Below are 25,191 nucleotides of genomic sequence, written 5' to 3'. Positions count from 1 at the left end.
CAACGGGTCGGTGCCCCTTGGCCGCCGGCGGCGGTGGTTCCGTTGCCGGACCCAGTGCTTAGCCGAGGAGCTTGGCTCAGCCGAGGAGCTTGAGGATGCTCTGGCTGGACTGGTTGGCCTGCGCGAGCATCGCCGTGCCGGCCTGCGAGAGGATGCTGTCCTTTGTGTAGGCGACCATCTCCTGGGCCATGTCCGTGTCGGTGATGTGCGAGTTGGCCGCCGTCAGGTTCTGCGAGGAAACGTTCGCGATGTTGATCGCGTGCGTGAGGCGGTTCTGCGCAGCACCGAGCATCGCGCGGGCGCCCGAAACGGTCGCGATCTGCGCGTCGATGAGCGTGATGGCAGCCTGCGCGCCGGACGCCGACGTGAAGTCGAGGGCCCCGGTCGCCCCCGCGGCGCCGGCCGCGAAGCCCGTGCCCGGAGCAACCGTGGGATCCACCTTTCCGCCCGAGATCGCCTTGATGTTGAGGCCGGTGGCCGCACCAGTGGCGTCCCGAACCACGGTCGCCACCATCTTGCTGGCGAAGCCGGAGTCGGCGTTGAGGGCGTTGGCGACGTCCGCCGCCGTCTTGTACGTGCCGGCCGCACCCAGCGTGACGGTCACGGCGCTCGTCGTCGTGCCGTCGGTCACGGTGAACTTCTGCGCGCCGGCGACGGTCGCCGCGCCCGCGTCGGTCAGGGCAAACGTGGCACCCGTGTTGCCGACGCCGAGGGCGGAGGCGATGTTGCTTACGTTGGCGTTCGCGAGGTTGAGGCCGATCTGGCTGTTCGTGCTGCCGTCCGAACCGATCTGGAAGTTCAGGTTGGTCGCGGAGCCGTTGAGGAGCTTGATCCCGTTGAAGTTCGTCGCGCCCGAGATGCGGCCGAGCTCGCTCACGAGGTTCGTGGCTTCCGACGAAATGGCGGAACGCGATGCCGTGTTGTTCGAGTCGTTTCCGGCCTGGACCGCAAGATCACGCATGCGCTGGAGGATCGAGTGGACCTCGCCGAGCGCGCCGTCGGCGGTCTGGATCAGGCTGATGCCGTCCTGACCGTTGCGGGCGGCGATGTTGAAGCCGTTGACCTGGGACTTGAGGCCCTCCGAGATTGAGAGGCCCGCGGCGTCGTCGGCTGCCGTGTTGATCCGAAGACCGCTCGAGAGCTTGCCCATCGAGATCGACATGTCGTTGGACGTCTTGCTGAGGTTGAGGTAGGCCTGCATGGCCGAGAGGTTGGTGTTGATGGTGAGTGCCATGACTCATTCCTCCGTGAACTAGATGTGGGGTAGTGCTCCGGGCCCGTCCGTGGGCCCTCACGGTCACTTATCGGCACACGCGGCCCGCGCGTTAGAGAAAGTTCTGGGCACCCGGCGAGTTTCGGCTCCCCGCGCGGTACATATGGCGGGTTCGAAATCCGGCCCGCCGACGAAGGAGACAGTCATGGACCGCAAGAATGACGAGATCGCGATCGACGCCTTGCTCGCAGAAACGTACAAGGGGTGGGAGGCGAACGACGCCGACCGTTTCGTGGCGCTCTACACCGAGGACGCCACCGCTATCCTGCCCGGCTCGGTGCGCGGCAGCCGTGAGGCGATCCGCGACTCGATGGCGGCCGGGTTCGCGGGCCCGCTCAAGGGCAGCACGAGTGTCGACCAGCGAGTCAGCCTGCGCTTCGTCGGGCGGGACGCGGCAATCGCCGTGAGCGAAGCCGGCATCCTGTTCCCCGGCGAGGCTGAGGTGCCCGCCGAGCGCAAGGTCAACGCGACCTGGGTCTTTGAAAAGCGCGACGGCCGTTGGATGATAGCCGCCTATCACAACAGCCCCTCCCAGGTGCGGGGCTGATCGGGCCGATCCGGGCGGCGCAAGAAGGGGCGGAACGCGGTGACCAGAGTTCAGGACCATGCGAGCTTCGAATTGCGGATCGCGCCGTACCGCAGTGAGCTTGTCGCGCACTGCTATCGGATGCTGGGCTCCGTGTGCGACGCCGAGGACGTCGTTCAGGAGACCTACCTTCGCGCCTGGCGGGCCCGCGAGCGGTACGACGAGACGCGCAGCTCGCTGCGAACCTGGATGTACCGCATCGCCACCAACGCATGCCTCACCGCGCTCGAGACCAGGAGCCGCCGACCGCTGCCCGCCGGGTTCGTCGCGGAAACGGATCCGCGCGCGCCGTTCGTGCGCGGTGAGCATGCGTGGCTGCAGCCGATCCCCGATGCGCGCACGGTCGGGATCGATCGCGGAACCGTGCGGCTCGCCTTCGTCGCGGCACTTCAACACCTGTCCGCGCGTCAGCGCGCGGCGCTGATACTTCGCGATGTCCTCGACTTCTCGGCCGCCGAGACCGCGGACATCATCGGCAGCACCGTCACCTCGGTCAACAGTTCGCTGCGCCGCGCGCGGGCAACCGTGACCAAGATCGACCCCGCTCAGGTGAGCGAGCCGGACAGGTCAGAACAGCGCGCGTGCCTCGAGCGCTACATGAGCGCATTCATGGCAGCTGACGTCGAGGGAATCAAGCGGCTGCTCGCCCACGACGTGCTCATGGAAATGCCGCCCATGCTGAACTGGTTCACCGGCCGGGAGAACTACGCCACCTTCATGGACTGGGTATTCGAGGTCAACGGCAACGATTGGCGCCTTGAGCCCGTCGGGGCCAATGGACAGCCCGCCTTCGCCGCGTACGTTGCGCGAGAGGACGGCTATCGACTCCATACGCTCCAGGTCTTCACGATGTCGCCCGAAGGGATTCGCCGGCTGTCGGTCTTCCAGGACGACGACGTCTTCCGCGACTTCGGGCTCACGCCGCAGCTCGAGCGATGAGGGATCGCACACGCTGCCCCAGACCGCGGACCCCCTTACCGATCCGCCGCCCCAGCCGATAGTGCGAGTCACACAGCGCGTAGCACAACACAGCGCAGCACAGCCCAGCGCGGCACACCACGGCAGCACAGCACAGCCTCATGGACGGGGAGTTGGCCACGGAATGGCGATCCAGGACCTCTCGGCGCAGCTCTGGCACGAGCGCGAACTGCTGGACCTGCTGACCTTCAAGCTCGAGGAGGAGCAGCTCCTCCTCACGGCGGGCAAGACCAGATGGCTCTCGCACGCGACGCGCGAGGTCGAGCAGGTCCTCGAACGCCTCGGCGCGGCGGGCCTCGCGCGCGCGGTGACGGCCGCCGTCGTCGCCCGCGAATGGGGACTACCGGAAGCGGCGACACTCCGGGAGCTCGCGGCGGGCGCCCCGGACGGCCCGTGGGGCGACATCCTTGCGGCCCACCTCACAGCGATAACCGAGCAGACGACGGCGATCCGGCAGCTCCGCGACGCGAACGCCCAGTTCCTGCGGGCGGCGTCGCGCTCGGCGCAGGAGACCCTCGCCGACGGGCAGCCGGCCGCGAAGACGTACGACGCGCGGGGACGGGCCGCGAGCGCGAACAGCGCGCGCCTCGTCGACCGGGACCTCTGAACGAAGGACCTCCATGAGCACATTCGGCGCCCTCTCGACGGCGTACAGCGGCCTCGTCGCCGCCCAGCAGGCACTCGACGTGGCAGGGCAGAACGTCGCGAACGCGGGGACGGACGGCTACACGCGGCAGCGCGTCGACCAGGCGGCGCTCGGGCCCGCCGGGCCCGCGGGCCTCTCATCGGCCGCGGGCCCCCGCGTGGGCGAGGGCGTCGCGGTGCAGCGCATCGAGCGCCTCGGGAACGCCTTGCTCGACGCGAGCGTGCGCAGTACGACGGCGGCGGCGGGCTATGCGGCGCAGCGTTCGGCCGCGTATCAGGGCATCGAGTCCGCCCTCCAAGAGCCGGGGAGCAGCGGCGTCTCGGCCCAGCTCCATTCGTTCTGGGCCGCGTGGCACGACGTGGCCAATCAGCCCGGCGAGCCGGCACCGGCGTCGGTCCTCATCGATAGCGGCAAGCAGCTCGCGGCGAGGCTCTCGGGCGGCTACGCGACCCTCGCGGGGCAGTGGTCGGCGACCCGCGCCGACGCCGCGACGATGGTGACGACCGTCAACGACGCCGCCCGGCAGATCGCCGCGCTCAACGTGCGAATCCGGTCGGCCCTCGCGGCGGGAGGCACCGCGAACGAGCTCGTGGACGCGCGGAGCCGCCTCACCGAGACGGTCGCCTCGCTCGCGGGCGGCACCGTGCGCGAGCAGGCGGACGGGACGGTCACGGTGCTCGTCGGCGGGAACGCGCTCGTCGACGGCGACGCCGCGCGCGCCATCGGGCTCGCGGGAGCCGCGACAATGGGCACGTCCCCCGGGCCCTCTCTCGTCTGGGCGGACCGGCCGTCCGTTCCCGCGAGCCTCGACGGCGGCTCGCTCGCCGGGGCCCTCTCGGTCCTCGCCCCCGCGGACGGCCACGGCACAGGCGGGCCGATCGCCGAGGCCGCCGCCGGCTACAACGCGCTCGCGACGTCCCTCGCGGCCGCCGTCAATGCGGTCCACACGTCGGGCCGGACGACCGGCGGCGCCACGGGTCTTGCGTTCTTCGCCCTCGACCCAAGCCTCCCGCCGGCCGAGGGCCTCTCCGTCGTGCCGGCGGACGCGAGCGGCGTCGCGGCAGCCGCCGCAGGGGCCGGCGCCTACGACGGGACGACGGCGGACGCCATCGCCCAGCTCGGTGCCTCCAACGGCTCCCCGGACAGCGGCTGGGCTACGTTTGTCACCGCTCTCGGGAGCTCGTCGAAGGCCGCCCAGCAGGGGGAAGCCCTCTCGTCCACGGCGGCGTCGACCGCGAAGACAGCCCAAGCGTCAAGCGCATCCGTGAGCCTCGATGAGGAGAACCTTGGCCTCGTCGCGGGGCAGCACGCCTATCAGGCCGCGGCCCGCGTCATGAGCGCGATCGACCAGGCTCTCGATACCCTCATCAACCACACGGGAACGGTAGGACTCTGACATGCTCCGCGTGACCAATCAGACCATGATGATGGCGGCCGAGCGCAGCCTCGGCGCGGGACAGGCGCGGCTCGCGGCCGCGCAGGAGCGGGCGAGCTCGGGCAGCCGGATCGCGCGCCCGTCCGACGATCCCCTCGGCACCGCGGATGCGCTGCGCGTGCACGGGGAGATCGCGGCGGCGGCGCAGTACAAGCGGAACATCGACAACGGCACGGCCTGGCTCACGACGCTCGACTCGGCCCTCGGCGGCGCGACCGCGCTCCTGCGCCGGGCCCGCGACCTCGCAGTCCAGGGCGGCAACGGTGCCTTGAATCAGGACGGGAAGAACGCCCTCGCGGACCAGGTCGACGCCGTGCGCAAGGACCTCCTCGCGGCCGCGAATACGCAGTACCTCGGCCGGAACGTCTTCGCGGGAACGCCGGACGCGCCGGCGGCGTTCACGGACGGCGCCCCGCCCGTGTTCAACGGCGCCCCCGGCGGATCCGTGCAGCGCAGGCTCGGGCCGGATCGGTCCGTACGGGTGGACGCCGACGGCGCGGCGGTGTTCGGGACGGGCGCGGCGTCGGTCTTCTCGGTGCTCGACGGCATCGCCGCGGATCTGCGCGGCGGCGGCGATCCGACGTCGCGGCTTCAAGCGCTCGACGGCGGCTTCCGCGCCGTCGTGAGCGGGCGCGCCGACGTCGGGACTCGCCTCGCGCAGCTCGAGCGGGCAGGATCGGATCTCATGACACAGCAGACAGCGCTCGAGGCACAGCGCTCGGGCATCGAGGACGTGGACCTCGGGAAGGCGGCCCTCGACCTGCAGCTGCAGCAGACCGCGTATCAGGCCGCCCTCGCGGTCACGGCCCGCACCCTGCCCCCGAGCCTCATGGACTTCCTCAAATGAGCGCGCCCCTCACGCTCGTCGAGCCCCTGCCGGGCCTCGCCCCCTACACCGAGTACTCGCTCGTCGCCGTCGAAGGGGCGGCCGGGCTCTTCAGCCTGCGTCCCGCGGAGAGGCCGGACGTACGCCTCTTCGCCGTCGACGCGGCCGTCTATGTTCCCGACTACGCCCCAGAGATTGCGGCCCCGTGCCGCGCCGTCGGCCTCGAGGACGCCACGGGCGCGCGCATCCTCGTCGTCGCCACCCCCGGCGCCAGGGGAACCACGGTCAATCTCATGGCCCCGCTCGTGATCAACGAGGCATCCAACCGCGGGATCCAGGCGATCCTGGACGATCAGGGGTGGCCGCTCCGCGCGACACTCGGCATCTAGCGCTGGCCGTCGGAGGTCTGGCTACCCGTCGCCGTGCTCGGTGAGGATCTCGGCGAGCGTCGCGAGATCCGCGCGGACCTGGCGGGTGTAGGCCTTGTTGACGAGCGCGTCGGCGAGGCGGCCGAACACCCCGCCGAGGCCGGCAGGGGCCTCGAGGTGGTACCGGAGGCGGGTTCCCTCGTCCTCGGCCTCACACGTGTAGACGAGGGTGAACGGGATTTTCCCTTCGACGGTCTTGCTGGCCCACCGGCGAGGCCGGTCGTGCTCGGTGACCTCGGCGCTCCAGTCGAAGGTCCGGCCGAGAACCTTGCTCGTGCCTTTGACCCGGGACCCGACGCTGACCGGGCCCTCGCCTTCGAGTTCAGCGCTCATGACGGTTGCTTGGAACGACGTGATGTTGGCGGGGTCGTCGAGGTAGTCGAAGACTGCCTCAGGCGGCGCCGGGATCACGATGCTCTCATCGACGATTGGCATTTTCGCCTCCTCCTCGTGGAGGGTAGCGGGGGCCGAAACACCCGCGGGATGGTTGACACTCCCGAGACCGAGTCACACGCTACGCCGCGCCACCGACCAGCGGAAGAGGCGGGAACGGCCGGACTTCACCGGGCCCCTCTACCTGACTGCGCGGGTCCGGCTAGTGGCCGTTGCCGTTCCCGTGCGCCTTCGCGGCGATCCCGGACGGCGCCGTGACGAGCGACTTCGGGAGGCCGAGCCATTGGCTCACCTCTCGCGCGAGCGTGCTCGTGGCGTCCGTCGTGGCCCCGACGGCGGAATTCGCGAGCGTGCCGACTCCGCCGAGCACCCCGCTTCCCTGCTGGCCACCGCCCTGTGAGCCGCCCTGGCCGCCGCCGCGCGCACCTGCCGCCGAGTGGCCCGGAGCGTACGCAGCAGCCCCGCGTCCCGAGTTGCCCGCCTGCTGCTGTCCCGGCGGCGTGCCCTGCCCCGCGCCGGACTGGTCGTCGTCGCCCTGCTGGCCCGAGCCTGCCGCCGCGGCCGCAGCAGCGTCGCCACGGTTGGCGCCTTGGGGCCGCGCGCCGTCGGCTTCTGCGGGGCTCGGCGCAGGCTGGGGCCGACCGTCGACGGCGGGGACGCACCCGGCCCCCGTACACGCAGCGGACGTCTGGGTCGCCATGGCGGCCTGCAGTCCCTGAGGTGCCGCGGCGCCGTCGTCGTTCGGGCGGACCGACGGGGTCGCAGCCGCGAGCGCGACGATTGCGGCACTCGCCGAGGCGCTCGACCGCGCAGCCTCGACCGCGACGCCGTATGAATGCAGGGGGCCGTTGATGCTCGCCTGAAGGGCGCTCACTCCGCAGAAGGTGAGCACGGCAGTGCCACCGATGACAGCCGGGAACTGCCACAACCGTTTGATCACTGTTCAGCCTTGAGTGCGCGCGAAGTCCAAACGGCCGAACAGCCGTCAAGCGAGAACTCTACTTAGCAACGTTTGTGACTGTCTATCCCTATCCAACCCCCGAAATCCCGCGGAATATCCATGTCAAATGTTCAACAAATTGACATGTCTAAATGCCTGATATCCTAGGCAGGAAGTCCACCGGCGAAACCCAAGGACGGCGTCATGGACATGGAGGAGCTGCGGGGTCAGGCCGCTGCTGCGTTCCGCGCTCTCGACGTCCCGGAAGAACTCACTCTCGAGTCTCTCCGGAATCTTCTCGAAGAGGACCGCGGCAAGGAAATCATCATCCGCCCGGTCGAAAGGCTCGGGCGGGACAAGATCTCCGGGCTCTGGTTCTCCCTCCCGGACGCGGACCTCGTCCTCCACGCCGATACCGCCTCGCCCCTGTATCGCGAGCAGATCATCCTCCACGAATTCGCGCACATGGTGCTCGATCACGAACGCCTCATGGGCGACGAATCGCATCTCGCGTCGCTCCTGCCGGATCTGAACCCGAGCATGGTGAGCCGCTGCCTCGCCCGCTGCCAGCGGCAGAGCGAGCCTGAGATCGTCGCCGAATCGCTCGCCGACCTCTTCGCGGATGCCTTGGCCCGCACCCGGCTCGCCGGGCGCGTCGAACCGCTCAACTTCCGCGGAGTCTTCGGATGACCGTTCTCGTGGCCTCGATCCTCGCCGTGTGGCTCCTCGTGCTCTCGCGCTTGGGCCCGTGCCTGCGGCATCGCGGAGACCTCGTGTTCTTCGTGGCTCTCCCCGCGGCCCTCGCCGCGACGGTCAACCATCCCGCGGTCTCGCGCGCCATCGACGCCGCCGTGGGCTTCGCCGGCATCTCGAGCCTCCTGAGCGGGACGCTCATCATGCTCGCGTTCGGCCTCTTCCGCTCGGCGATCGTCAAGGCGGTCGTGGCCGCGGACAAGCAGGAGCCCGTGCTGCGGCGCGGCCTCCTGCAGACGACGGCGGCCATCACCGTCTACTGCGTCGCGTTCGGCTGCGCGGCGATCGCCGGGGCCGTCACGGCCTCGCTCTCGCCAGACCATGTCTCGGTCGACCCCGCCTCGCAGAGCGACGTCGGCGTCTTCGTCTTCATGGCAACGATGTGCGTCTACATGATCGCCGCCTCGACCGAAGTCGCGCTCGTATGCGTGAAGTACCTCCCGCGCATGACTTCGGCGCTCTTCCGGGTGGGGTTCGGGGCTGTCGCGGTCGGCTGCGGCATCGCGGTCGTGGCCCTCGCCGCGAAGCTCGTGCGGCAGGTCATCGTCCTGACCTACGTCGGTCTTGACTATGAGTCCCTCTTGCAGAGCACGTTTGACGCCCTTCAGGCCCTCGCCGCCCTGTTCATCGCCTTCGGCCTCATGTTGCCCGCCATGTCGGGCCGCGTGACCGCGTGGCAGGTGTACGAGCGCTACCGCCTCCTGCGCCTGCACCGGCTGTGGCGGCGAACGGTGCTCGCAAACGTCGTCATAGACTCGGTGTCCATACCTCTCAAGGGAGTGATCAGCAGGAATCCCCGGGCGCGGCTGCACCGGGCTCTCGTGGAGATCTTGGACAGCGACCTCGCTGCCGGGGGAACTCTGCTGAATTCGTCGGATTCAAAGCTTGTCAAGAAGTCGGAGGGAGCACTCTATGCCTGACCAGTCGCCCCAGAGGCCCGAACTCATCCTGGCAGAGCGTCTCAACACGCTCTTGGATGTCGTCGAAGCCGAAGGCGGTCAACGCTACACATTTCCGGACATCAAGAAGGCCGTCGAGGATCGCGGCCTTCACATCTCACGGCAGCGGTGGCACTACATGCGGGCCGGAACGGGCCCGATGACGCCGGACACGAACCTCCTTGAGGCCCTCGCCGACTTCTTCGGGGTCCCTGCGGCGTTCCTCACCGACGCGGACGCCAAGACGCCGGAACGCGTGGCCGCGCAGCTCGACCTGCTCCGCGCCATGCGCGAAGCGGAGGTCCGGAGCTTCGCCGCGCGAACCCTGACGAGCGACCTCTCCCCCGAGACGCTGCGGGAGATCAGGGACATCATCGACGAGACACTCACCCGGCAGTCGCGGGAGGCCCACGACGCCGAGTGAGCCTTCGCGCCAGGTCAGGCCTGAGGTGCGCCCTCAGCCGGCTGGCCCGTGATGTTGACGAGCCACGCAACGCCGAACTTGTCGACGAGCATGCCGAACGTGTCGCCCCAGATCGCCTTTTCAAGCGGCATGGTGACCGTCGCGCCGTCGGTGAGCTTGTCCCAGTAGCCACGGAGCTCGGCCTCGTCGTCGCCGCTCAGGGAGATCGAGAAGTTCGTGCCGGGCTGGTACTCCATGCGGGACGGCGTGTCGGACCCCATGAGGGTCAGGCCGCTCGGAGAGTTCAGCTGCGAGTGCATGACGAGCGAGCCCTCGGCCGGATCCTGCGCGGCCTGAAGATCGTCGAACGTGGAGACGGTCAGCTCGCCGCCGAGCACCGACTGGTAGAACTCCATCGCCTCGCGGGCGTTGTCCTTGAAGCTGATGTACGGATTCAGAATCGTGGGCATAGTGGTTCCCTCCTGCTCGATTGGTAACGCCGGGATCTCCGACTCACTCGGAGCCTACGTTCGGGGACCGACAGAACACCAGAGTCCGGAAGGATCGCTTTCCCCGGGCACCCGCGGCCACCTCTCGCCCAACCCGTGGCCACGTCCCGCCCAACCCTGCGAGAAGCAGCGGCCGACGGCGGGAGGCGGGCTCCGCCGTCGGCCTCAGGGCAAGGCGCGTTCGAACCAGTGGTGCGCATACGGGTCGTCATTGAAGGCGCTGACCTCCACGAAACCAGCCGTCTCGTAGAGCCGACGTGCCTCGGCGAGGGCTTGGTTCGTCTCCAGCCGCAGCGTCCGCATTCCCCGCGACGATGCTTCCCCCGCAAGGCATTCAAGCAGCCGCCGCCCCAGACCGAGTCCGCGGACGCCCGGGGACACCCACATGCGCTTGACCTCGGCGATCCGCGTTTCGGCGTGGAGTTTGAGGGCGCCGCACCCCACGGGCGAGCCCGAGAGCGTTGCGACCAACAGCAGCCCATCAGGGAGCGTCATCTCGTCGTCGCTCGCGGAGATGCTCCGGGACGGATCGAAGCCCGCATCGAAGCGACGGCCCAACTCGTCGAAGTAGGACCGCAGGCAATAGCGCGCGTCAGGACTGCGCGGATCAGTGATCTCGACGCGCACGAGAGAGGCGATGACCAGCTTCTCGACCTCTGCCATCGCCGCAACCAATCGTTCCCGCTGTGCCGCCGTGAGCGGCTCGAGCATCGACGCCGCGAGTTCGTCGGAGGAACGATCCAGCAGCGCACGCTCGGCGAGGCCAGCGGCCGTGAGCCTGACAGTTCTGACTCGCCCATCTCGATCGCCGGCGTCGCTGACGGCGAGTCCCTGCGATTCCAGGACACGGAGCTGACGGCTCACGTAGCCGGAATCCAAGCCGAGCCGCGCGCGCAGCACACGGATTTCCGCACCTTCGGGACCGATCTCCCACAGGATCCTCGAAAGCCCCAGCGAACGCTCTCGCGAGAGATACGCGTCCTGGAGCGCGCCGACGCGCTGAGTGATGACCCGATTGAACCGCCGAACCGCCTCGATCTGCCCATCCATTCTCTGACCATAGTCAGAGAATGGATGGGCAGGCAAGCACTCCCAGTCCTACAGGTCGTTTCCCGCGTAGGAGAGGTTGAAGCTCTTGTTGGCGAGGGGGAAGTCCGGGACGATCGTGTCTGCCATGGCCACCGGCAGGGCGGGCCAGTTCATGAAGCTCGGATCCACGATCTTGACGCGCGAGGTGCGCGCCCCGCCGTCGTCGGGCGCAATCTCGACACGATGCACGATCGTGCCGCGCCATCCCTCGACGATGCCCACGCCGGAGCGCGTCCCCGAAGGCACAAGCACAGCGGCCGGGAGCGGGCGCCCGGGCGCCCCGAGGTGCCCGTCAAGGGCGCGCACTGATTCGATGGCGAACTGAACGGACGCGGCGACCTCCTCGGCGCGCACGCTGAAGCGCGCGAGCACGTCCCCGCCGGTATGCGCGTGCTGGGTTCGCGGAAGGACCACCCCGGGGACGGGGTGCCCGTGGCGCGCGTCGACGTCGAGCCCGCTGGCCCGGGCGACATAGCCGAGGGTGCCGAGGTCCCGCGCCTGCTCGTTCGTGAGCACCGCCGTGCCCGTGAAACGGTCGACGACGATGCTCTGCCCGAGCGCAAGGCCCGCGATCTCCGCGGCGTCCTCGCCGATGGCTGCGAGCTCGTCCACGTCGGGGAGCTCACGGACCATCGCGCCGCCCGGGTGGACTCCCCCGCGCAGGAGGCGATGCCCCGTCAAGCGGTCGTTGAGCCGGAGCAGCCGCTCGCGGAGACGCTGGGCGTGGGCGTTCAGGATCGCGTAGCCCACGTCGTTGCACAGGGCTCCGAGGTCGGCGACGTGATTGTGGATGCGCTCGAGCTCGAGGAGGAGCGCGCGGAGGAGGCGGTCCTCAGTCCGCACCGGCATGCCGAGAGCGTCCTCGACGGCGGTGCAATACGCGATCGTGTGCCCGACGGCGGTGTCCCCGCTCACGCGCTCAGCGAGTTCAACGCCGTCGTGCGGCGGGAGCCCCTCGAACAGCTTCTCGATGCCACGATGCACGAACCAGAGCCTGGCCTTGAGGTTGAGCACCGTCTCGCCCACGACCGAGAACCGGAAATGGCCCGGCTCGATCATGCCGGCGTGCACTGGGCCCACCGGGATCTCGTAGACCCCGGGGCCCTCGACCGTGCGGAACGGGTACGGGTCTGCGACGACGGGAAACTCCGAGGGATCCCCCGAATCGCTGCGCATCGGGTACCAGCCCTTCGGCCAGTGCGCGTGCAGGACCATTCGCCGCGGAAGCGGATGCCCGTCGGGGACGATCCCGTAGAGATCGCGCATCTCGCGCTCGAAACGCCCTGCCGTGAACGAGACGCCCGCGAGGCTGGGCACGAGGGGGCGGTCGCGGTCCAGGTGCACGGACAGCTCGACGCGGCGGTCCGGTCCCGGAGCGGTGAAGAGGTAGACGGCGCGCAGCCCACCGGCCGGGCCGTCGTCGTGCCCGGCGACGAGCGCGACGCGGTAGCCCTCGCCGAGGAGGCCCGCGGCCTGGCCCGCGAGCTGCTCCGGCCCGACGACGACGCCGGTGCGGCGGTACCCGATGGGCTCGCCGGGCTGCGGCTCGGCAGAGGCCGGTTCGGGGGTGTGCTCGGGGTTCATGGCGCTCCCGTCAGACTCTGGGCGGCGGCATCGAGGACGGCGGCGAGGGGGCCCGCGGTCACGCCCAGCGCGGAGCACGCGAGGAGGCCGAGGAGGAGCGGCATGGCCGCGCGCCGACGCGGGAGGGCGGGTTCCGCGGTGGGGCTGGCAGGGCTGGTCGTGAGGCCGGGGCTGGCAGGGCTGGCCGGGCTGTCAGGCGCGGCCGGGAGGCCGGGGCTGTCAGGGCTGGTCGGACTGGCCGCGCTGGGCTCGTCGGCGGGCTCCGCCGCCGCGCCGGGGCGTGCAAACAGCATGCGGCTCGTATGGACCACGAGGGCCGCTGCGATGACCAGGACGAGAACGAGCGCGAGCGCAGTGGCCCACCCAAGCCCAGCGCCGAAGCCCGCCCGCACGATGCCCAGCTCGCTCGCGAAGACCGAGAACGGCGGGAACCCGATCAGGGCGAGCACCCCGACCCCGACGCAGCCTGCCAACACGGGCACGCGTCCCACGAGGTCCCGGACGGCGTCGATGCGGCTGGACCCGGTCGCGTGCAGGATCTGGCCGGCGCCCAGGAAGAGGACGCCCTTGACCAGTCCGTGCCCGAGGACGTGCAGGAGGACCGCGGCCGTCGCGAGCGGCCCGCCCGCGGCGGCGCCGAACGCGATGATCCCGAGGTGTTCCATGCTCGAATACGCGAGCATGCGCTTGTAGTCCCGCTGCCGGATCATGAGCGAAGCGGAGACTGCGAGCGTCGCGAGCGCAATCGCGACGAGCAGGGTCCGGGCGAAGCCGAGGCCAAGCGCGGCGTCGGAGATCGCCTTGACCCGGAGAACCACCGAGAAGGCGACCGCGAGCAGCACCCCGGACATGAGGGCCGAGACCGGGGCTGGCGCCTGGCCGTGGGCGTCGGGCAGCCACGAGTGCAGCGGGGCGAGGCCTGCCTTCGTGCCGAACCCGACGACCATGAGGGCGACGGCGATGCGGGTCACCCCGGGGTCGAGATGCGGGGCCGCGGACACGAGCTCCACCCAGTCGAGCCCAACATGGCCGGGAACGTGGCTCGCGGCGGCGTCGAGCAGGAGGATGCCCAGGAGCGCGACGGCAATGCCTGTCGAGCAGATCACGACGTACTTCCACGCCGCCTCGACCGCCGCCCGGCTCCGCCGCTGCCCGACGAGGAACGCCGTCACGATCGTCGTGGCCTCGATCGACACCCACACCATCCCCACGTTGGCGGCCATCACGGCCCACGCCATGGCCGCGAGGAACAGCTGCACGAGCAGGCTGTGGCGGGTCGCGGTACGGGGCTCGGCCCGTCCCGCGGCGATCTCGCCGCGGAGCCACGACGGCGTCGCTCCCGCCGCGAGGAGCGCGACGGCGCCCACCACGACGAGCATGAAGGCAGCGAGCGCGTCGACGCGGACGAGTCCGAAGAGGCCGGTCCGCGCGCCGTGCTGCAGCACGTCCGCCGCGAGGACGGCGCCGGAGGCCAGCACGAGGGCCGCGCTCACGGCAGCGGCCCATGACGTCGCCGGCCGCCAGCCGAAGGCCACGTAGACAACGGCGCCGGCGAGCGGCGCGAGGACAGGTACGAGCAGGATCACGTCGTTCATCAGTCGTGGAGCTCCCGGAGGTCGTCCAGATCGGTCGTGCCGAAGGCCTCGCGCATGCGGCTCGCGAGGACGTAGAGCACGAGCACCGCCATGAGGACGTCGAGCGAGATGCCAAGCTCGACGACGAAGGCCACCCCGGTCGTCGCGAGGAAGCCCACCGCCGTGATGCCGTTGTCCATGAGCAGGAACCCGACGAGCTGGGAGAGGGCATGGCGGCGCGTGACGAGCGCGAAGAAGCCGATGAGCACCACGGCCATGCCGACGGGGATCGCGGTGCTCGCCGCCGAGGGGAAGAGCTCCACGAGGGGCTGCGAGACGGCGTAGGCGATGAGCACGAGGACGGCCGCCGCGAGGAGCGAGGCCGCGACGTTCACGAGCGGACGTGTCTCGTGCTGCTCCTCCCCCGCGGCCGCGAGGGCGCGGCGGAGGAGCCAGGGCAGGACGCCCGCGCGCAGCACGAGGAGGCCGACGGCGATCCCGCCGAGCGTGGGGTCGTTCTCGTGGGCGGCCAGGACGGCGACGAGCAGCGAGAGCGCGAACCCCTGCACGGCGAAGACCCGCACGATCGCCGTGAGCTTTCGGCGCCAGAGGATCACGACGGCGGTCAGGAGCAGCGCTCCGCCCGCGAGGTCGAGCAGCTGGACGTACAGGGCCTCGCTCATGGCTGCCTCGACAGGAAGAACGATGCCGCGACCGCAAGCAGCCCGAGCAGGAAGGATCCCGCCAAAAGCTCGGGAACCCGGAAGAGGCGCAGCTTCGCGACGAACACCTCGCCCACGGCCACCGCCGTGCCGAGCACGAGGACCTTGGCCGCGAACACGACGACGCCGACGCCGAGCGGCACGGGGTCGAGCGACGTCGCGATGCCCCATGGTGCGAAAAGGCTCGCGAGCAGGCCGAGGAACACACTGAGCCGCATGGATGCAGACAGCTCGACGAGCGCGAGGTCCGGCCCCGAGTACTCGAGGACCATGGCCTCGTGGATCATCGTGAGCTCGAGATGGGTCGAGGGGTTGTCGACGGGAAGCCGGCCCGTCTCCGCGACGGTGACCATGAGCAGGGCCACGGCCGCGAGGAGGCTCGCGGGCGAGAGCACCTGCGCCGGATTGCGGAGGGCCGAGTGGACGATCGAGGCGAGGTTCGTGGACCCGACCGGGACGGACAGGGCGAAGATCGCCATGAGGAGGCTGGGCTCGACGAGGGCGATGATCGTCGTCGCCCGGCTCGCGCCCATGCCCCCGAAGGCCGTCCCCGTGTCGAGGCCCGCGAGCGCGAGCGTCGCCGTCCCCATGGCCAGGAGGGCGACGACGGCGAAGAGGTCGGCTCCGGGGCCGAGGGCCGACGCGTCCGTGACGAAGGGGATCGCCGCGGCTACAACGAGGGTCGACCCGACGAGCACGAGCGGAGTGAATCTGAAGACCTCGCTCGTTCCGGCCGGGGCGATCGCCTCCTTTCGGAAGAGCTTGCGCAGGTCCCGCCACGGCTGGACGACGCCGGCGCCGACGCGCCCCTCGAGCCGGGCCCTGATCTGCCGCATCCATCCGACGAGAAGCGGCGAACCCGCGACGACGAGCGCGGCCTGAAGCACGCCGCCGACGATGCCGAGCGCGCTCACCGGGTCACCGCGAGCGCCACGAGCAGGCCGATGAGCACGAAGAAGCCGTACGCGAGGTACTGGTGGATGCTCCCGCTCGCGAGCCGGCGTCCGACGCTCCCCCACGCCGAGACGAGCGCGAGGACCGGGCGGTAGAGGCGGCGCTCGATGCGGTCGGGCACCGTCCGCCGGTACTCGACGAGCTCCACGAGGTAGTTGGACTCCTCGGGATGAGTCACGTCAACGCCGGTTTCGGGGGCGACGACGTTGTCGAACACGCGCTGGAGCGGTTCGGCGAACGAGGTCGCGGTGTACTCCATGCGGGGCGTGAGCGGACCCGCGCCGCAGTCCCACAGCCTCGCGGCGCGCCGGGCGCGGCGGACGGCCAGCGCCCGGACGGCTCCGGCCGCGAGCACGACGGCGACGAGGAGGCCGACGCCGACGACGAGCGGCGAGAGCGATCCGGCGACGCCCGAGAGCTCGAGGGTCACGGCGCCGTCGACCGTCGTCCCCGCGGCGCCGGTCAGCGAGCCGGCGACGCGCCCGAGCCCCGGAAGCACGAGGGAGGGGAGGACGGCGAGGATCGCGCACGCCGCGCCCGTGAGGCCCATCGCCACGAGCGCCGTCGCGGGGGCCTCGGTCGCCTGGCTCGCGGCGTCACTGCGAGGCCTCGCGAGGAACCCGACCCCGAAGGCCTTGACGAACGTGGCCACCGAGAGGCCGGCCGTGAGCGCGACCGCGCCCACCGCGACGGGCAGGACGACGGAGCTCGCCACGCCGGAGGCCCCGAGCCCATGGATGAGGGCCTGGATGAGCAGCCACTCCGAGACGAACGCCGTGCCCGGAGGCAGCGCCGAGGCAGCCAGGGCACCCCAGCCGAATGCCGCCGTCGTCCCCGGCATTCTGGGCCGCAGGCCGCCCAGCTCATCGAGGTCCCGGCTTCCGGTCGCCTCGACCGTGGATCCCGCAGCCTGGAACAGGAGCGCCTTGAACGCCGAATGGTTGAGCGTGTGGAGGAGCGCCGCGACGAGGGCCAGGCCGGCGAGGGCACCGCTCCCGGACGACGCGAACAGCCCAGCGGCCCCGACGCCCGCGAGGATGAGCCCCATGTTCTCCGTCGAGGAGAAGCTCAGCAGGCGCAGCAGGTCCGAGCTCATCGCGGCTTGCAGGATCCCGTAGACGGCGGATGCGGCACCGAGGAGGAGGGCGCCGATCCACCACCAGCGCGCCGTGTCGGACCGGGCGCCGTCGAGGAAGTCGAAGCCGACCCGCACGATCCCGTATACCCCGAGGTTCGCCATGGCGGCGGACATGAGGACCGCGGCGTGGCCGGGGGCTGCCGAATAGGCGCGGGACATCCACGCGTGCAGGGGCAGGATTCCCGACTTCGAGCCGAAGCCCAGGACCGCGAGCACGAACACCGTGCCCGCAATGGCGGGTGGGACGCTCCCGGCCGCGGCGCGCAGCGCGGCGAAGGAGTCGCCGCCTGCGTGGGCCACGAGGATCATGAGCCCGATCATGATCGCGACGAGCCCGAGGTGCGTCATCACCGCGTACCAGCGGCCCGCCTCGACAGCCTCCGCGCGGCGGCGGCCCGTGAGCACGAGCACGAGCGACGTGAGGGCCATGAGCTCCCAGAGCGCGAGGAACGAACCCACCCCGGACGCCACGGGGACGAGGAGGAGCGAGAACGCAAAGAGGGGCATGACGACGCTCGTGGCGCGCACCCCGCTGTCCCGTCGCGCGGGCCGGATCCCGTACACGCCCGCCGTCGCGGCCGCGCCGCCCGCGACGGCGACGAACAGCCCGCCGAGGGGATCCGCCTCGAGGGAGACCCCGAAGAGCGGCAGCACCCACGGCAGCGACAGCGCGAACGGCTGGCCGAGCACGGCGGCGGCCCCCGCTGCGGCCCCGGCCGCGCCCACGAGGGCCGTGCCGATTCCCGAGACGGCGGCGTGGAAGCGAGAGGGGACGACGACGGCGAGCACCGCCGTCACGACGCCGGCAGCGGTGGCGACGGCGAGCCCCACGGCAACGAGGTTCATCGGCCGGTGAGCTTCCTCACCGCGTCCACGATCGCCTCGGGACGCGGCGGGCAGCCGGCCACCTCCACGTCGACCGGGACGAAGTCCCCGACCGCCCCCGCGACGCCGTAGGCCTTCGCGAAGACCCCGCAGTTACGGGCGCAGTCGCCGACGGCCACGACAAGCTTCGGCGCCGGGACCGCTTCGTACGTACGGCGCAGCGGCACCACCATGTTGCGCGTCACGGGCCCCGTGACCATAAGGGCATCGGCGTGCCGCGGCGAGGCAACGTGGCGGGCGCCGTAGCGTTCGGCGTCGTACACCGCGCCGAACGCGGCCGCAACCTCGATCTCGCACGCGTTGCACGATCCCGCATCGACATGCCGGATCTGGATCGAGCCACCCAGCCCTGCCGCGACCGCAGCCGGGTCCGCGACCGGCTGCTCCGGAGCGGGCTCCGCGATCCGGCCGATCCGACGGATTCGTCGCCATAGCTTCAGCACGGCAATCTCACGCCCCCGCGACCGGGGCGCGCAGGTCATCGAGAAGCTCCGCCTGCCCCGTGAGAACGCTCGTGAGGATCAGCCTTGCCACGCGCATGAGCTCGGCGACGTCGGGGCTTGTGACCGAGTAGTAGACCGACGAGCCCTCTTTGCGCGTGGCGACAAGGCCCGCGCGGCGGAGCACCGCAAGATGCTGCGAAAGGTTGGCCGGCTCGATGCCGACCTCGGGAAGCATCTCGGCCACGGCATGCTCCCGCACAGACAGCAGTTCGAGGACTCGGATTCTCGCCGGATGCCCCAGTGTCCTGAAGAACTCGGCCTTGACCTGGTACAGCGGTCTCGTCACGCCCACCTCCTTGAGGACAATCGCAATTTCACACTTTAGCAAGTCACAGAAGCCCAAGGACTCGCCGCCGCCCCGCGTAGGATCCGACCATGGAATTCGTTGTCATGTACAGCCTGCGCGAGGGCGTCGACCGTTCGCGCGCCCTCGAGGTGTTCCCCCGGCACAAGGCCTTCTACGAGGCGTTCCGCGCCGGCGGCGGGGGGCTCGTCGCGCTCGGGGCGTTCCAGACCCCCGACCCCTCCGTGAGCTCGATGGGGATCTTCACGTCGCGCGAGGACGCCGAGCGCTTCATCGCGGACGACCCGTTCGTCGCCGAAGGGCTGGCCGAGCCGCGCATCCTCGAGTGGAACGCCGTGCGCTTCGAGTAGCGCGCGCCGGCAGGGGCGCGATCAGGCGATGAGGAGCCGTTCGAGATGGGCGACGACGGCGGCCCGCCTCGGCGAGCGCGGCGGAAGGAGGCGCAGCGCGGTCTGCCAGGCTTCGGCGTCGTTCTCTGCCTCGGGAAGCTGCAGGTAGCTCATGAGGACGTCGACTCCCGCGCTCCCGACGACGGCCTCGCGCAGCGTCGCGGAGAGCTCGTCGCGCAGTTCGGCGATCGCGGGCGCGTCGGAACGCGGCAGGATCTGGCCACCGTAGGCATTGAGCGCCAGGCGGTGTGAGCCGCGCTCAAGCTGCGCGAGAGCATGCATCGAGTCGACCTCGAGCCCCTCGACCCGATACGGCCGCGATTCGAGCCGCACGCCCGCGCCGAACGCGTCGAGCACCTTGCGCAGACGGACGAGCTCGGCCCGAAGGGTCACGGCCGGGACGGCCTGCTCGTAGAGCCGGTCGGCAAGTTCCTCGGCGGTGAGGCCGCGCGGATTGCTCGCGAGGAGCACGAGGATTTCGGAATGCCGCATCGAGAGGCTCAGCGTCCGGTCGCCGCAGCGCAGCACGCCGTGGTCGCGGCCCGTGACGGAAAGCACCCCGGGCCCCGCGGACGAAGGCGCGCGGCGGCGTGGGCGGGATGCGACCGCGAGCGCGCGGAGACGCTCCTCGGCGGCGGTGACGGCCGCACGGACGAGCGGGAGGGCGTACCCGGAGACGGCTTCGTCGCCGCCCGTGATGTCGACGACGCCGATCGGCTCGCGCGAGAGGGGGTCCCGGATCGGAACGGCCGTGCAGGAGAAGGCCTCGACGAGCGGGCTGAAGTGCTCGGCGCCGGCGATCTGGACGGGTGCGTCGGTCGCGAGCGCGGTGCCGGGCGCGCTCGTCCCCATGCTCGCCTCGGACCAGTCGGCGCCCTCGAGGAACGCCATGCCTTCGGCGCGTCGGCGGACGGCGGGGTCGCCGTCGATCCAGAGGAGCCGTCCGGCCTCGTCTCCGATCGCCACGACGGTCCCCGCCTCCGCCGCGGGCTGGACCAGGAGTTCCCGGATGAGCGGCGTGACGGCCGCGAGGCGGTGGGCGTCACGATAGCCGCGCAATTCGTCCGCGGCGAGCACGCTCGTAACGGCCGCATCCTCGCGACGCGGGTGTGCCTCGAACGACCGCCGCCAGGAGTCTTCAACCACAGCGCGCCGCGATCCTCGCCTCGCGGCCGTGAGCTGCTCTGCCCGCACGTCCACCCACTCCCTTATGTGTGCCGTGCACCACAGTGTACGCGTCACCCTCGCGGGCCATCGGGGCCAAAGGTTGCACCGACGTTGCAACCCAGCTCTGAACGGGTCACACGGTCTTGGTGAGATCCACGACGAGGCCCATGGACGCGCACTCGCGTACGGCGGCGATGACGCGCTTGACGGCGTCGAGGGACTGAAGACCCTGCGCGACCGCGATGACCGCGCCTTCGGCCGAACGGAGCTGGACTCGGTAGAGGCGGGCCCCATCCTTGAGGACTTCGAATCGTGCTGCCACCGTGTATGCCCCTTTGCCGACCGTGTGGATTTTGTTGGGCCGGCAGATCGTGCCGACGTCCTTCGACGCTACAGGGGCAAACGGGGCGGCGAAACCCTTACCGACGGGTACTCCGGCCCCGAATGAGAATTTTGCGCATTGTGAATGCCAACTTTATAAGTTGTTTACACCGGGCGCGGCGTGTCGGACCTTCGCGTGGTGTAACGGGAGCCGGTTGTGACGTGGATTACTCAACCGACCTGCGGAAACGCCGTCGCCGCGCACTCCTTACCGCTCCCTCATGCGAACGAAACCGACTGGTAACAGGGGCGGAGAAGACTGGGTGAGGTCGGAACACCACTGACGCATGAAGGAGCACCGATGACCAGCGAGACCCACCGCCGCATCCGGAAGCTCAGCGAACTCCGCCGCGGGGACCTCATCGAGGCCCGCAGCGGCGTCACTGTCCTCCGGGGGACCGTCTACGACACCGCGCCAGGCATCGGCCTCGTCTGGATTCGGGACGAGGACACCCACTACCGCCGCGCGATCCAAGAGGAAGACTTCTCGCTCTGGCAGGTCCAAGCGGATGTCACGTTCAAGGGCCGGGACCTCGTGGCTTAGACCCGCCCACGCGCCGATTCAGCCGCCCGCAACGGACTGGATGACGATGACTTCCTGCCCGTCCGCCACTGCGGTGTCGAGACCCTCTCGGCGCCGCACGTCCTCCCCGTCCACGTAGACGTTCACGTAGCGCCGAAGCCGGCCGGTCTCATCCCGGAGCCTCCGCGCGAGGATCGGATACGGGCCGGCCAAGCTGTCGAGGACGGCGCGTACGGAGTCCACTCCCGTCAGGGAGAACTCCGTGCGCCCGCCCGCGACATCCGCGAGGATCTGCGGCAGCACGACGCTCACATTCGCAGCCATGCGTCAGCCCGCCGTCGTCCGCTCCGCCTCGGCGGCCGCCCCCCTTGGCGTGAGTCCGCCGTCGAGCACCGCGGCGCGCACACACAGAACGTCCGGAAGGCCCGTCGCGACCTCGACGAACGACTCCCCCTCGTCCGAGCTCGCGAACACCGTCCCGCCGCGCGTCCCGAAGTAGACGCCCACGGGGTCGCTCGCGTCGACGCACGCGGCATCGCGGAGCACGGTGTTGAAATCGACCGCAGGCAGACCGCCGTCGAACGCCCGCCACGTCTCGCCGGCGTCGTCCGTGCGATGCACCGCAAGGTGACCGCCCGGGGCGATGCGCTCGTAGTCCGAGACGAGCGGGATGACCCACGCGGTGCCGCTGCGCCGCGGATGCGTGAGCATGACGAAGCCGAAGTCGGCGGGCAGGCCCTCGGCGATCGAGACCCACTGCTCGCCTTGATTGTCGCTCCGGAACACGCCGCGGTGGTTCTGCGCGTAGAGGCGGCCGTCCGCGTCCGCCGCGATCTTGTGCACGCACTGGCCGATCTCGGGCTCGGGGTCCGGAAGGAAGTATGCCGAGATGCCCTTGCTCGCCCGCTCCCAGTTCGCCCCGCCGTCCCGGGAGCGGTACACGCCACCCGTGCTCATGGCGATGTGCACGAGCCCCGGATCCCGTGGATCCGGCACGATCGAATGCGCGGCCGCGCCGCCATAGCCGGCTCCCCATTCGCTCTTGTCGGGGTGCTCCCAGAGCCCGCGGTTGAGCTCGAAGCTCTCACCGCTGTCGGTCGACTTCCACACAGAGATGGGCTGCGCGCCCGCCCAGACGACGCCGGGACGATCCGGGACGTCCGGGAGGATCTGCCAGATGCGTTCGACGGCGGCGCCGTCGCCTTCGTCGAACGCAATCGACGCGCGGTCCGGCTCGTTCCAAGACGAGCCGAGATCGTCCGAGTGCACGACGGTCGGGCCGAAGTGCTCGGAGCGGACGCCGACGAGAAGTCGGGTCCGGTTGCCACGCGTGTCGATCCCGATCGACGGGATCTCCTGCATGAGGAAATGCGGTTGTGAGACGTTCCACGAGCGACGGTCGGTGCTCGTGGCAAGCCACAGGCCCTTCTTGGTGCCGATGGCCAAGAGATACGCAGGGGTTTCCATGTGCCTATCCGAGCACGCGCCGGAGCGCGCCGACAAGGCTTCGCCGCCAACGAGGCCGCGCGCGCCGACGCCCCCGGGAGGTAGCTCCCAAATTCTTGACAGAATGTGCTGGCCAATCGGGCGCCCTCTCTCTAAGCTTGTGCGCAGGCCTGAAGGCCTCCCAAGACCGCCCCGGAGCGCGCACCCCCCAATCGTCGCTCCGGGGCATCCTTGTGTCCGGGCCGGCACTCATCGCGAGCTGGCGAGCTGTTTCCGCCAGTCGGACGGGACGCGGCCCTCGGGCCCTGGCGCGGGCTGCGCGGTGGGATGGTGCCGCGGCGGCGGAAGCAGCGGCCCGTGCACCGCCCGCTCGTCGAGGTAGTCCCAGAACCAGTCCTCGCCGGGCTCGAAGCTTTGGATGTACCGGTGCCCGGTGGCTTCGAAATGGCGGCGGGCATGGCGGGCGAGGGAGTCGTCGCAGCATCCGACATGCCCGCAGTTGACGCATCGACGCAGATGGAACCACCAACCGCCGGCCTCATCGCATTCGACGCACCCTGAGCCCGAAGGCTCCGGCAGCGTCCCGGCGGCCAAGCCCGCGCCAGCCATCGGGTCTTCGATCCAGTCGACCATGGACACACTTTATGCCGTCCGTCATATTCCCAACAGGCCATCCTCGCTGTACGCTGTCGCACGAACTGTGACGATCGGCATAGTCCGCTGACAGGAGACTCGCCATGCCTATGATCGACATCTACGCAACCGCCGGAACCTTCGCCGACACCGCCAAGCTCGCCCGGGACGCGGCCGCGACGCTCATGGAGATCGAGAAGGTGCCGAACATCCCCATGTTCCGGTCGAACACCGCGGCTTTCGTGCACGAGCTGCCAGCCGGGGCGATCGCGAACGTCGACGGCGAGAGCAATTACGTGCGCGTTCAGGTGCTCACCAATTCGGGCGCCCTCGATCGCGAAAAGCAGCTCGCCGTCGTCCGCCAGCTCACTGACCTCGTCGCGGCCGCCGCCGCCGACGCCGCCTTGAGCGAGCGCACCTGGGTCCTGCTCACCGAAGCGCCCGAAGGCGGATGGGGCCTGTGGGGGCACGCACACCTTAATGCGGAGCTCGTGGCCGCGGCGCGGGCCGAGATCGCCAAGCTCCAGGGCAACTGACAAGGCGGGCTTCCCAGTCACCCGCGGCCGTCAAGGAGTGAGCGGCAAATCGGCCCCGATCTGGAAACTATGATTGGTGCATAGAACGCTGTCGGGAGCTGGGAGCAATGGCCAAGGGCACCAAGGATCGGATGATCGCCGCAGCGGTTCGCCTGCTGGCGACGAGGGGGCTGCAGGGGGCGTCCCTCGCGGACATTCTGGAGCTGGCTAACGCACCGCGCGGCTCGGTCTACCACCACTTCCCTGGCGGGAAGGACGAGCTGATCACCGCGGCGGTCGAATTGGCGGGCCGGCGCTCCCTCGAACAGCTCGACGGGTTCGACGGCCGTCCGCCGGCAGACGTGGCCGAACGCTTTTTTGCTTCCTGGCGCGAACTGCTGGTCCGCACCCAATACCGTTCTGGCTGCTCGGTCTTGGCCGTGACAGTCGCCGCCGACTCGCCGGAACTCCTCGACCGGTCGGCCCACACGTTCGACGTGTGGCAGAGGCGGCTCGCGGATCTCTTCGAACACGGAGGCCTCTCCCGGGAGGCGGCCAAGACGTACGCGACCACGCTCATCGCCGTCAGCGAAGGTGCCGTAGTGATGTGCCGAGCCCAGAGGAGCACCGCCCCTTTGGACTCCGTGGCTCAGCAGTTCGTGACGCAGCTGCGTTCGGCCGGCTGACGCCTCACGCGAATCCTCCAGCCGCCTCTAGCCGCACAGTCCGCGCGGAACGGCAGGCTCCGCGCTGACCGCGTGTCCTCGGGCGCTGCGCTGGACCTCGATCCACTGATCGGTGATCGGGGACTTCAGGGCGTTGCGTACCGCGGACGCCCGGCCGGCCGGTAGGCGTGGATCATGACGCCCTTCGAGTCGACTCGAGACTCGATCGCTGCCCCCAGGAGCCGGCGAACAGCTCATAGGTGCGGGCGCCGCCACCCTGTGGGTGGCCTCACCCCTGCTACGAACACGACCGCCCGGATCCGACACTGCCTCCAGGAGTTCTTGAAGTGCGTGGTTAAGTGGGTGAGGGCCCCACGTCGTTGTGGGGCCCTCGGGTGGTGTTGTCCGGCGGTGTCCTACTCTCCCACACCCTGGCGGGTGCAGTACCATCGGCGCTGTGGGGCTTAGCTTCCGGGTTCGGGATGGGTCCGGGCGTTTCCCCCACGCTATGGCCGCCGTAACCTGTTCTCCGCTGCCCCCGGTTTTGTGGTGGGGGTGGGATGTCTGGGTTGCGGTGCGTCCGGGCCCCCTGGGGGGTCGGGTGCGCGTGT

General features: G+C 70.2%; 30 protein-coding genes and 1 rRNA gene. 13 read left to right on the top strand and 18 right to left on the bottom strand.

What is annotated here, in order from left to right; all coding sequences use genetic code 11:
- Window positions 1–76: 76 nt before the first annotated feature.
- Window positions 77–1,234 carry a flagellin gene (locus tag RBS12_RS19565; RefSeq protein ID WP_307967842.1) on the bottom strand — a complete coding sequence of 386 codons (1,158 nt, stop codon included), beginning with the start codon at window positions 1,232–1,234 and terminating at the stop codon, window positions 77–79.
- A gap of 184 nt (window positions 1,235–1,418) precedes the next feature.
- Here RBS12_RS19565 and RBS12_RS19560 point away from each other — a divergent pair, with 184 nt between their 5' ends.
- The 6 genes from RBS12_RS19560 (at window position 1,419) to RBS12_RS19535 (ending at window position 6,133) form a co-directional block, all read left to right on the top strand.
- Window positions 1,419–1,820 carry an SgcJ/EcaC family oxidoreductase gene (locus tag RBS12_RS19560; protein ID WP_307967841.1) on the top strand — a complete coding sequence of 134 codons (402 nt, stop codon included), beginning with the start codon at window positions 1,419–1,421 and terminating at the stop codon, window positions 1,818–1,820.
- Between the two features lie 39 nt (window positions 1,821–1,859).
- Complete coding sequence (locus RBS12_RS19555) at window positions 1,860–2,798, top strand: RNA polymerase subunit sigma-70 (protein ID WP_307967840.1); 939 nt, start codon at window positions 1,860–1,862, stop codon at window positions 2,796–2,798.
- A gap of 163 nt (window positions 2,799–2,961) precedes the next feature.
- The gene (locus RBS12_RS19550; protein ID WP_307967839.1) at window positions 2,962–3,444 is read left to right on the top strand and encodes a flagellar protein FlgN; all 483 of its coding nucleotides are present in this window, start codon (window positions 2,962–2,964) and stop codon (window positions 3,442–3,444) included.
- Window positions 3,445–3,457: 13 nt separating this feature from the next.
- Window positions 3,458–4,879, top strand: a complete 1,422-nt coding sequence (gene flgK / locus RBS12_RS19545) for a flagellar hook-associated protein FlgK (RefSeq protein ID WP_307967838.1) — start codon at window positions 3,458–3,460, stop codon at window positions 4,877–4,879.
- Between the two features lies 1 nt (window position 4,880).
- A complete protein-coding gene (flgL, locus tag RBS12_RS19540) occupies window positions 4,881–5,765 on the top strand; it encodes a flagellar hook-associated protein FlgL (protein ID WP_307967837.1) in 885 nt (294 codons plus the stop codon).
- Complete coding sequence (locus RBS12_RS19535) at window positions 5,762–6,133, top strand: flagellar assembly protein FliW (protein WP_307967836.1); 372 nt, start codon at window positions 5,762–5,764, stop codon at window positions 6,131–6,133. The genes flgL and RBS12_RS19535 overlap by 4 nt, the downstream gene beginning before the upstream one ends.
- A gap of 21 nt (window positions 6,134–6,154) precedes the next feature.
- Here the strand turns inward: RBS12_RS19535 and RBS12_RS19530 are convergent, their stop codons facing one another.
- Both RBS12_RS19530 and RBS12_RS19525 read right to left on the bottom strand, forming a co-directional pair.
- Window positions 6,155–6,607: an SRPBCC family protein gene (locus tag RBS12_RS19530; protein ID WP_307967835.1), complete on the bottom strand. Its 453-nt coding sequence runs from the start codon at window positions 6,605–6,607 to the stop codon at window positions 6,155–6,157.
- 160 nt (window positions 6,608–6,767) lie between these two features.
- Window positions 6,768–7,505: a hypothetical protein gene (locus tag RBS12_RS19525; RefSeq protein ID WP_307967834.1), complete on the bottom strand. Its 738-nt coding sequence runs from the start codon at window positions 7,503–7,505 to the stop codon at window positions 6,768–6,770.
- Between the two features lie 204 nt (window positions 7,506–7,709).
- On the opposite strand from RBS12_RS19525, the gene RBS12_RS19520 reads away from it, so the two are divergent.
- Genes RBS12_RS19520 through RBS12_RS19510 form a run of 3 tightly spaced genes read left to right on the top strand, consistent with a single transcriptional unit; the run spans window position 7,710 to window position 9,620 of the window.
- Window positions 7,710–8,195, top strand: a complete 486-nt coding sequence (locus tag RBS12_RS19520) for a hypothetical protein (protein ID WP_307967833.1) — start codon at window positions 7,710–7,712, stop codon at window positions 8,193–8,195.
- The gene (locus RBS12_RS19515; protein ID WP_307967832.1) at window positions 8,192–9,178 is read left to right on the top strand and encodes a hypothetical protein; all 987 of its coding nucleotides are present in this window, start codon (window positions 8,192–8,194) and stop codon (window positions 9,176–9,178) included. Before RBS12_RS19520 ends, RBS12_RS19515 begins: the two co-directional genes overlap by 4 nt.
- Entirely contained in the window at window positions 9,171–9,620 is a 450-nt protein-coding gene (locus RBS12_RS19510; protein ID WP_307967831.1) for a hypothetical protein, read from the top strand. The genes RBS12_RS19515 and RBS12_RS19510 overlap by 8 nt, the downstream gene beginning before the upstream one ends.
- Before the next feature lie 14 nt (window positions 9,621–9,634).
- On the opposite strand, the gene RBS12_RS19505 is transcribed toward RBS12_RS19510, so the two are convergent.
- From RBS12_RS19505 to RBS12_RS19465, 9 genes are all read right to left on the bottom strand, one after another.
- Window positions 9,635–10,069: a VOC family protein gene (locus tag RBS12_RS19505; RefSeq protein WP_307967830.1), complete on the bottom strand. Its 435-nt coding sequence runs from the start codon at window positions 10,067–10,069 to the stop codon at window positions 9,635–9,637.
- Window positions 10,070–10,273: 204 nt separating this feature from the next.
- Window positions 10,274–11,158 (bottom strand): MarR family winged helix-turn-helix transcriptional regulator, encoded by an 885-nt coding sequence (locus RBS12_RS19500; RefSeq protein WP_307967829.1) that lies wholly within the window; start codon window positions 11,156–11,158, stop codon window positions 10,274–10,276.
- Window positions 11,159–11,206: 48 nt separating this feature from the next.
- Window positions 11,207–12,781, bottom strand: a complete 1,575-nt coding sequence (locus RBS12_RS19495; protein ID WP_307967828.1) for an NADH-quinone oxidoreductase subunit C — start codon at window positions 12,779–12,781, stop codon at window positions 11,207–11,209.
- The gene (locus RBS12_RS19490; RefSeq protein ID WP_307967827.1) at window positions 12,778–14,376 is read right to left on the bottom strand and encodes a proton-conducting transporter membrane subunit; all 1,599 of its coding nucleotides are present in this window, start codon (window positions 14,374–14,376) and stop codon (window positions 12,778–12,780) included. Before RBS12_RS19490 ends, RBS12_RS19495 begins: the two co-directional genes overlap by 4 nt.
- Window positions 14,376–15,038 carry a hypothetical protein gene (locus RBS12_RS19485; protein WP_307967826.1) on the bottom strand — a complete coding sequence of 221 codons (663 nt, stop codon included), beginning with the start codon at window positions 15,036–15,038 and terminating at the stop codon, window positions 14,376–14,378. The genes RBS12_RS19490 and RBS12_RS19485 overlap by 1 nt, the downstream gene beginning before the upstream one ends.
- Window positions 15,035–15,991 (bottom strand): NADH-quinone oxidoreductase subunit H, encoded by a 957-nt coding sequence (locus RBS12_RS19480; RefSeq protein WP_307967825.1) that lies wholly within the window; start codon window positions 15,989–15,991, stop codon window positions 15,035–15,037. The genes RBS12_RS19485 and RBS12_RS19480 overlap by 4 nt, the downstream gene beginning before the upstream one ends.
- Complete coding sequence (locus RBS12_RS19475) at window positions 15,988–18,015, bottom strand: proton-conducting transporter membrane subunit (protein ID WP_307967824.1); 2,028 nt, start codon at window positions 18,013–18,015, stop codon at window positions 15,988–15,990. The genes RBS12_RS19480 and RBS12_RS19475 overlap by 4 nt, the downstream gene beginning before the upstream one ends.
- The gene (locus tag RBS12_RS19470) at window positions 18,012–18,497 is read right to left on the bottom strand and encodes an NADH-quinone oxidoreductase subunit NuoB (RefSeq protein ID WP_307967823.1); all 486 of its coding nucleotides are present in this window, start codon (window positions 18,495–18,497) and stop codon (window positions 18,012–18,014) included. The genes RBS12_RS19475 and RBS12_RS19470 overlap by 4 nt, the downstream gene beginning before the upstream one ends.
- A gap of 7 nt (window positions 18,498–18,504) precedes the next feature.
- Complete coding sequence (locus RBS12_RS19465) at window positions 18,505–18,843, bottom strand: metalloregulator ArsR/SmtB family transcription factor (protein ID WP_307967822.1); 339 nt, start codon at window positions 18,841–18,843, stop codon at window positions 18,505–18,507.
- Between the two features lie 89 nt (window positions 18,844–18,932).
- Here RBS12_RS19465 and RBS12_RS19460 point away from each other — a divergent pair, with 89 nt between their 5' ends.
- Window positions 18,933–19,211, top strand: a complete 279-nt coding sequence (locus RBS12_RS19460; protein ID WP_307967821.1) for a hypothetical protein — start codon at window positions 18,933–18,935, stop codon at window positions 19,209–19,211.
- Between the two features lie 21 nt (window positions 19,212–19,232).
- Here the strand turns inward: RBS12_RS19460 and RBS12_RS19455 are convergent, their stop codons facing one another.
- On the bottom strand, window positions 19,233–20,396 hold the full coding sequence (locus RBS12_RS19455) for a transcriptional regulator (RefSeq protein WP_307967820.1): 1,164 nt from the start codon (window positions 20,394–20,396) through the stop codon (window positions 19,233–19,235).
- Window positions 20,397–20,550: 154 nt separating this feature from the next.
- Entirely contained in the window at window positions 20,551–20,739 is a 189-nt protein-coding gene (locus RBS12_RS19450; RefSeq protein ID WP_307967819.1) for a hypothetical protein, read from the bottom strand.
- A gap of 360 nt (window positions 20,740–21,099) precedes the next feature.
- Here RBS12_RS19450 and RBS12_RS19445 point away from each other — a divergent pair, with 360 nt between their 5' ends.
- A complete protein-coding gene (locus RBS12_RS19445; RefSeq protein ID WP_307967818.1) occupies window positions 21,100–21,342 on the top strand; it encodes a hypothetical protein in 243 nt (80 codons plus the stop codon).
- An 18-nt stretch (window positions 21,343–21,360) separates the two neighbouring features.
- Here RBS12_RS19445 and RBS12_RS19440 read toward each other — a convergent pair whose 3' ends face one another.
- The 3 genes from RBS12_RS19440 to RBS12_RS19430 all read right to left on the bottom strand — a co-directional run bounded on the left by RBS12_RS19440 (window position 21,361) and on the right by RBS12_RS19430 (window position 23,376).
- Window positions 21,361–21,645 (bottom strand): MoaD/ThiS family protein, encoded by a 285-nt coding sequence (locus RBS12_RS19440; RefSeq protein ID WP_307967817.1) that lies wholly within the window; start codon window positions 21,643–21,645, stop codon window positions 21,361–21,363.
- A gap of 3 nt (window positions 21,646–21,648) precedes the next feature.
- On the bottom strand, window positions 21,649–22,788 hold the full coding sequence (locus tag RBS12_RS19435; RefSeq protein ID WP_307967816.1) for an exo-alpha-sialidase: 1,140 nt from the start codon (window positions 22,786–22,788) through the stop codon (window positions 21,649–21,651).
- A 228-nt stretch (window positions 22,789–23,016) separates the two neighbouring features.
- Window positions 23,017–23,376, bottom strand: a complete 360-nt coding sequence (locus tag RBS12_RS19430; protein ID WP_307967850.1) for a UBP-type zinc finger domain-containing protein — start codon at window positions 23,374–23,376, stop codon at window positions 23,017–23,019.
- Between the two features lie 128 nt (window positions 23,377–23,504).
- On the opposite strand from RBS12_RS19430, the gene RBS12_RS19425 reads away from it, so the two are divergent.
- Window positions 23,505–23,936 (top strand): hypothetical protein, encoded by a 432-nt coding sequence (locus RBS12_RS19425; RefSeq protein ID WP_307967815.1) that lies wholly within the window; start codon window positions 23,505–23,507, stop codon window positions 23,934–23,936.
- Window positions 23,937–24,043: 107 nt separating this feature from the next.
- Window positions 24,044–24,601 carry a TetR/AcrR family transcriptional regulator gene (locus RBS12_RS19420; protein WP_307967814.1) on the top strand — a complete coding sequence of 186 codons (558 nt, stop codon included), beginning with the start codon at window positions 24,044–24,046 and terminating at the stop codon, window positions 24,599–24,601.
- 382 nt (window positions 24,602–24,983) lie between these two features.
- Here RBS12_RS19420 and rrf read toward each other — a convergent pair.
- Window positions 24,984–25,100: ribosomal RNA gene (gene rrf, locus RBS12_RS19415) — 5S ribosomal RNA — on the bottom strand.
- Between the last annotated feature and the right edge of the window lie 91 nt (window positions 25,101–25,191).

Origin of the sequence: Sinomonas sp. ASV322 (genome assembly GCF_030908245.1) — a bacterium.
Classification (GTDB): Bacteria; Actinomycetota; Actinomycetes; order Actinomycetales; family Micrococcaceae; genus Sinomonas.
The sequence above is the reverse complement of the archived record's forward strand: the minus strand, read 5'-3'. Positions and strand labels throughout refer to the sequence as shown.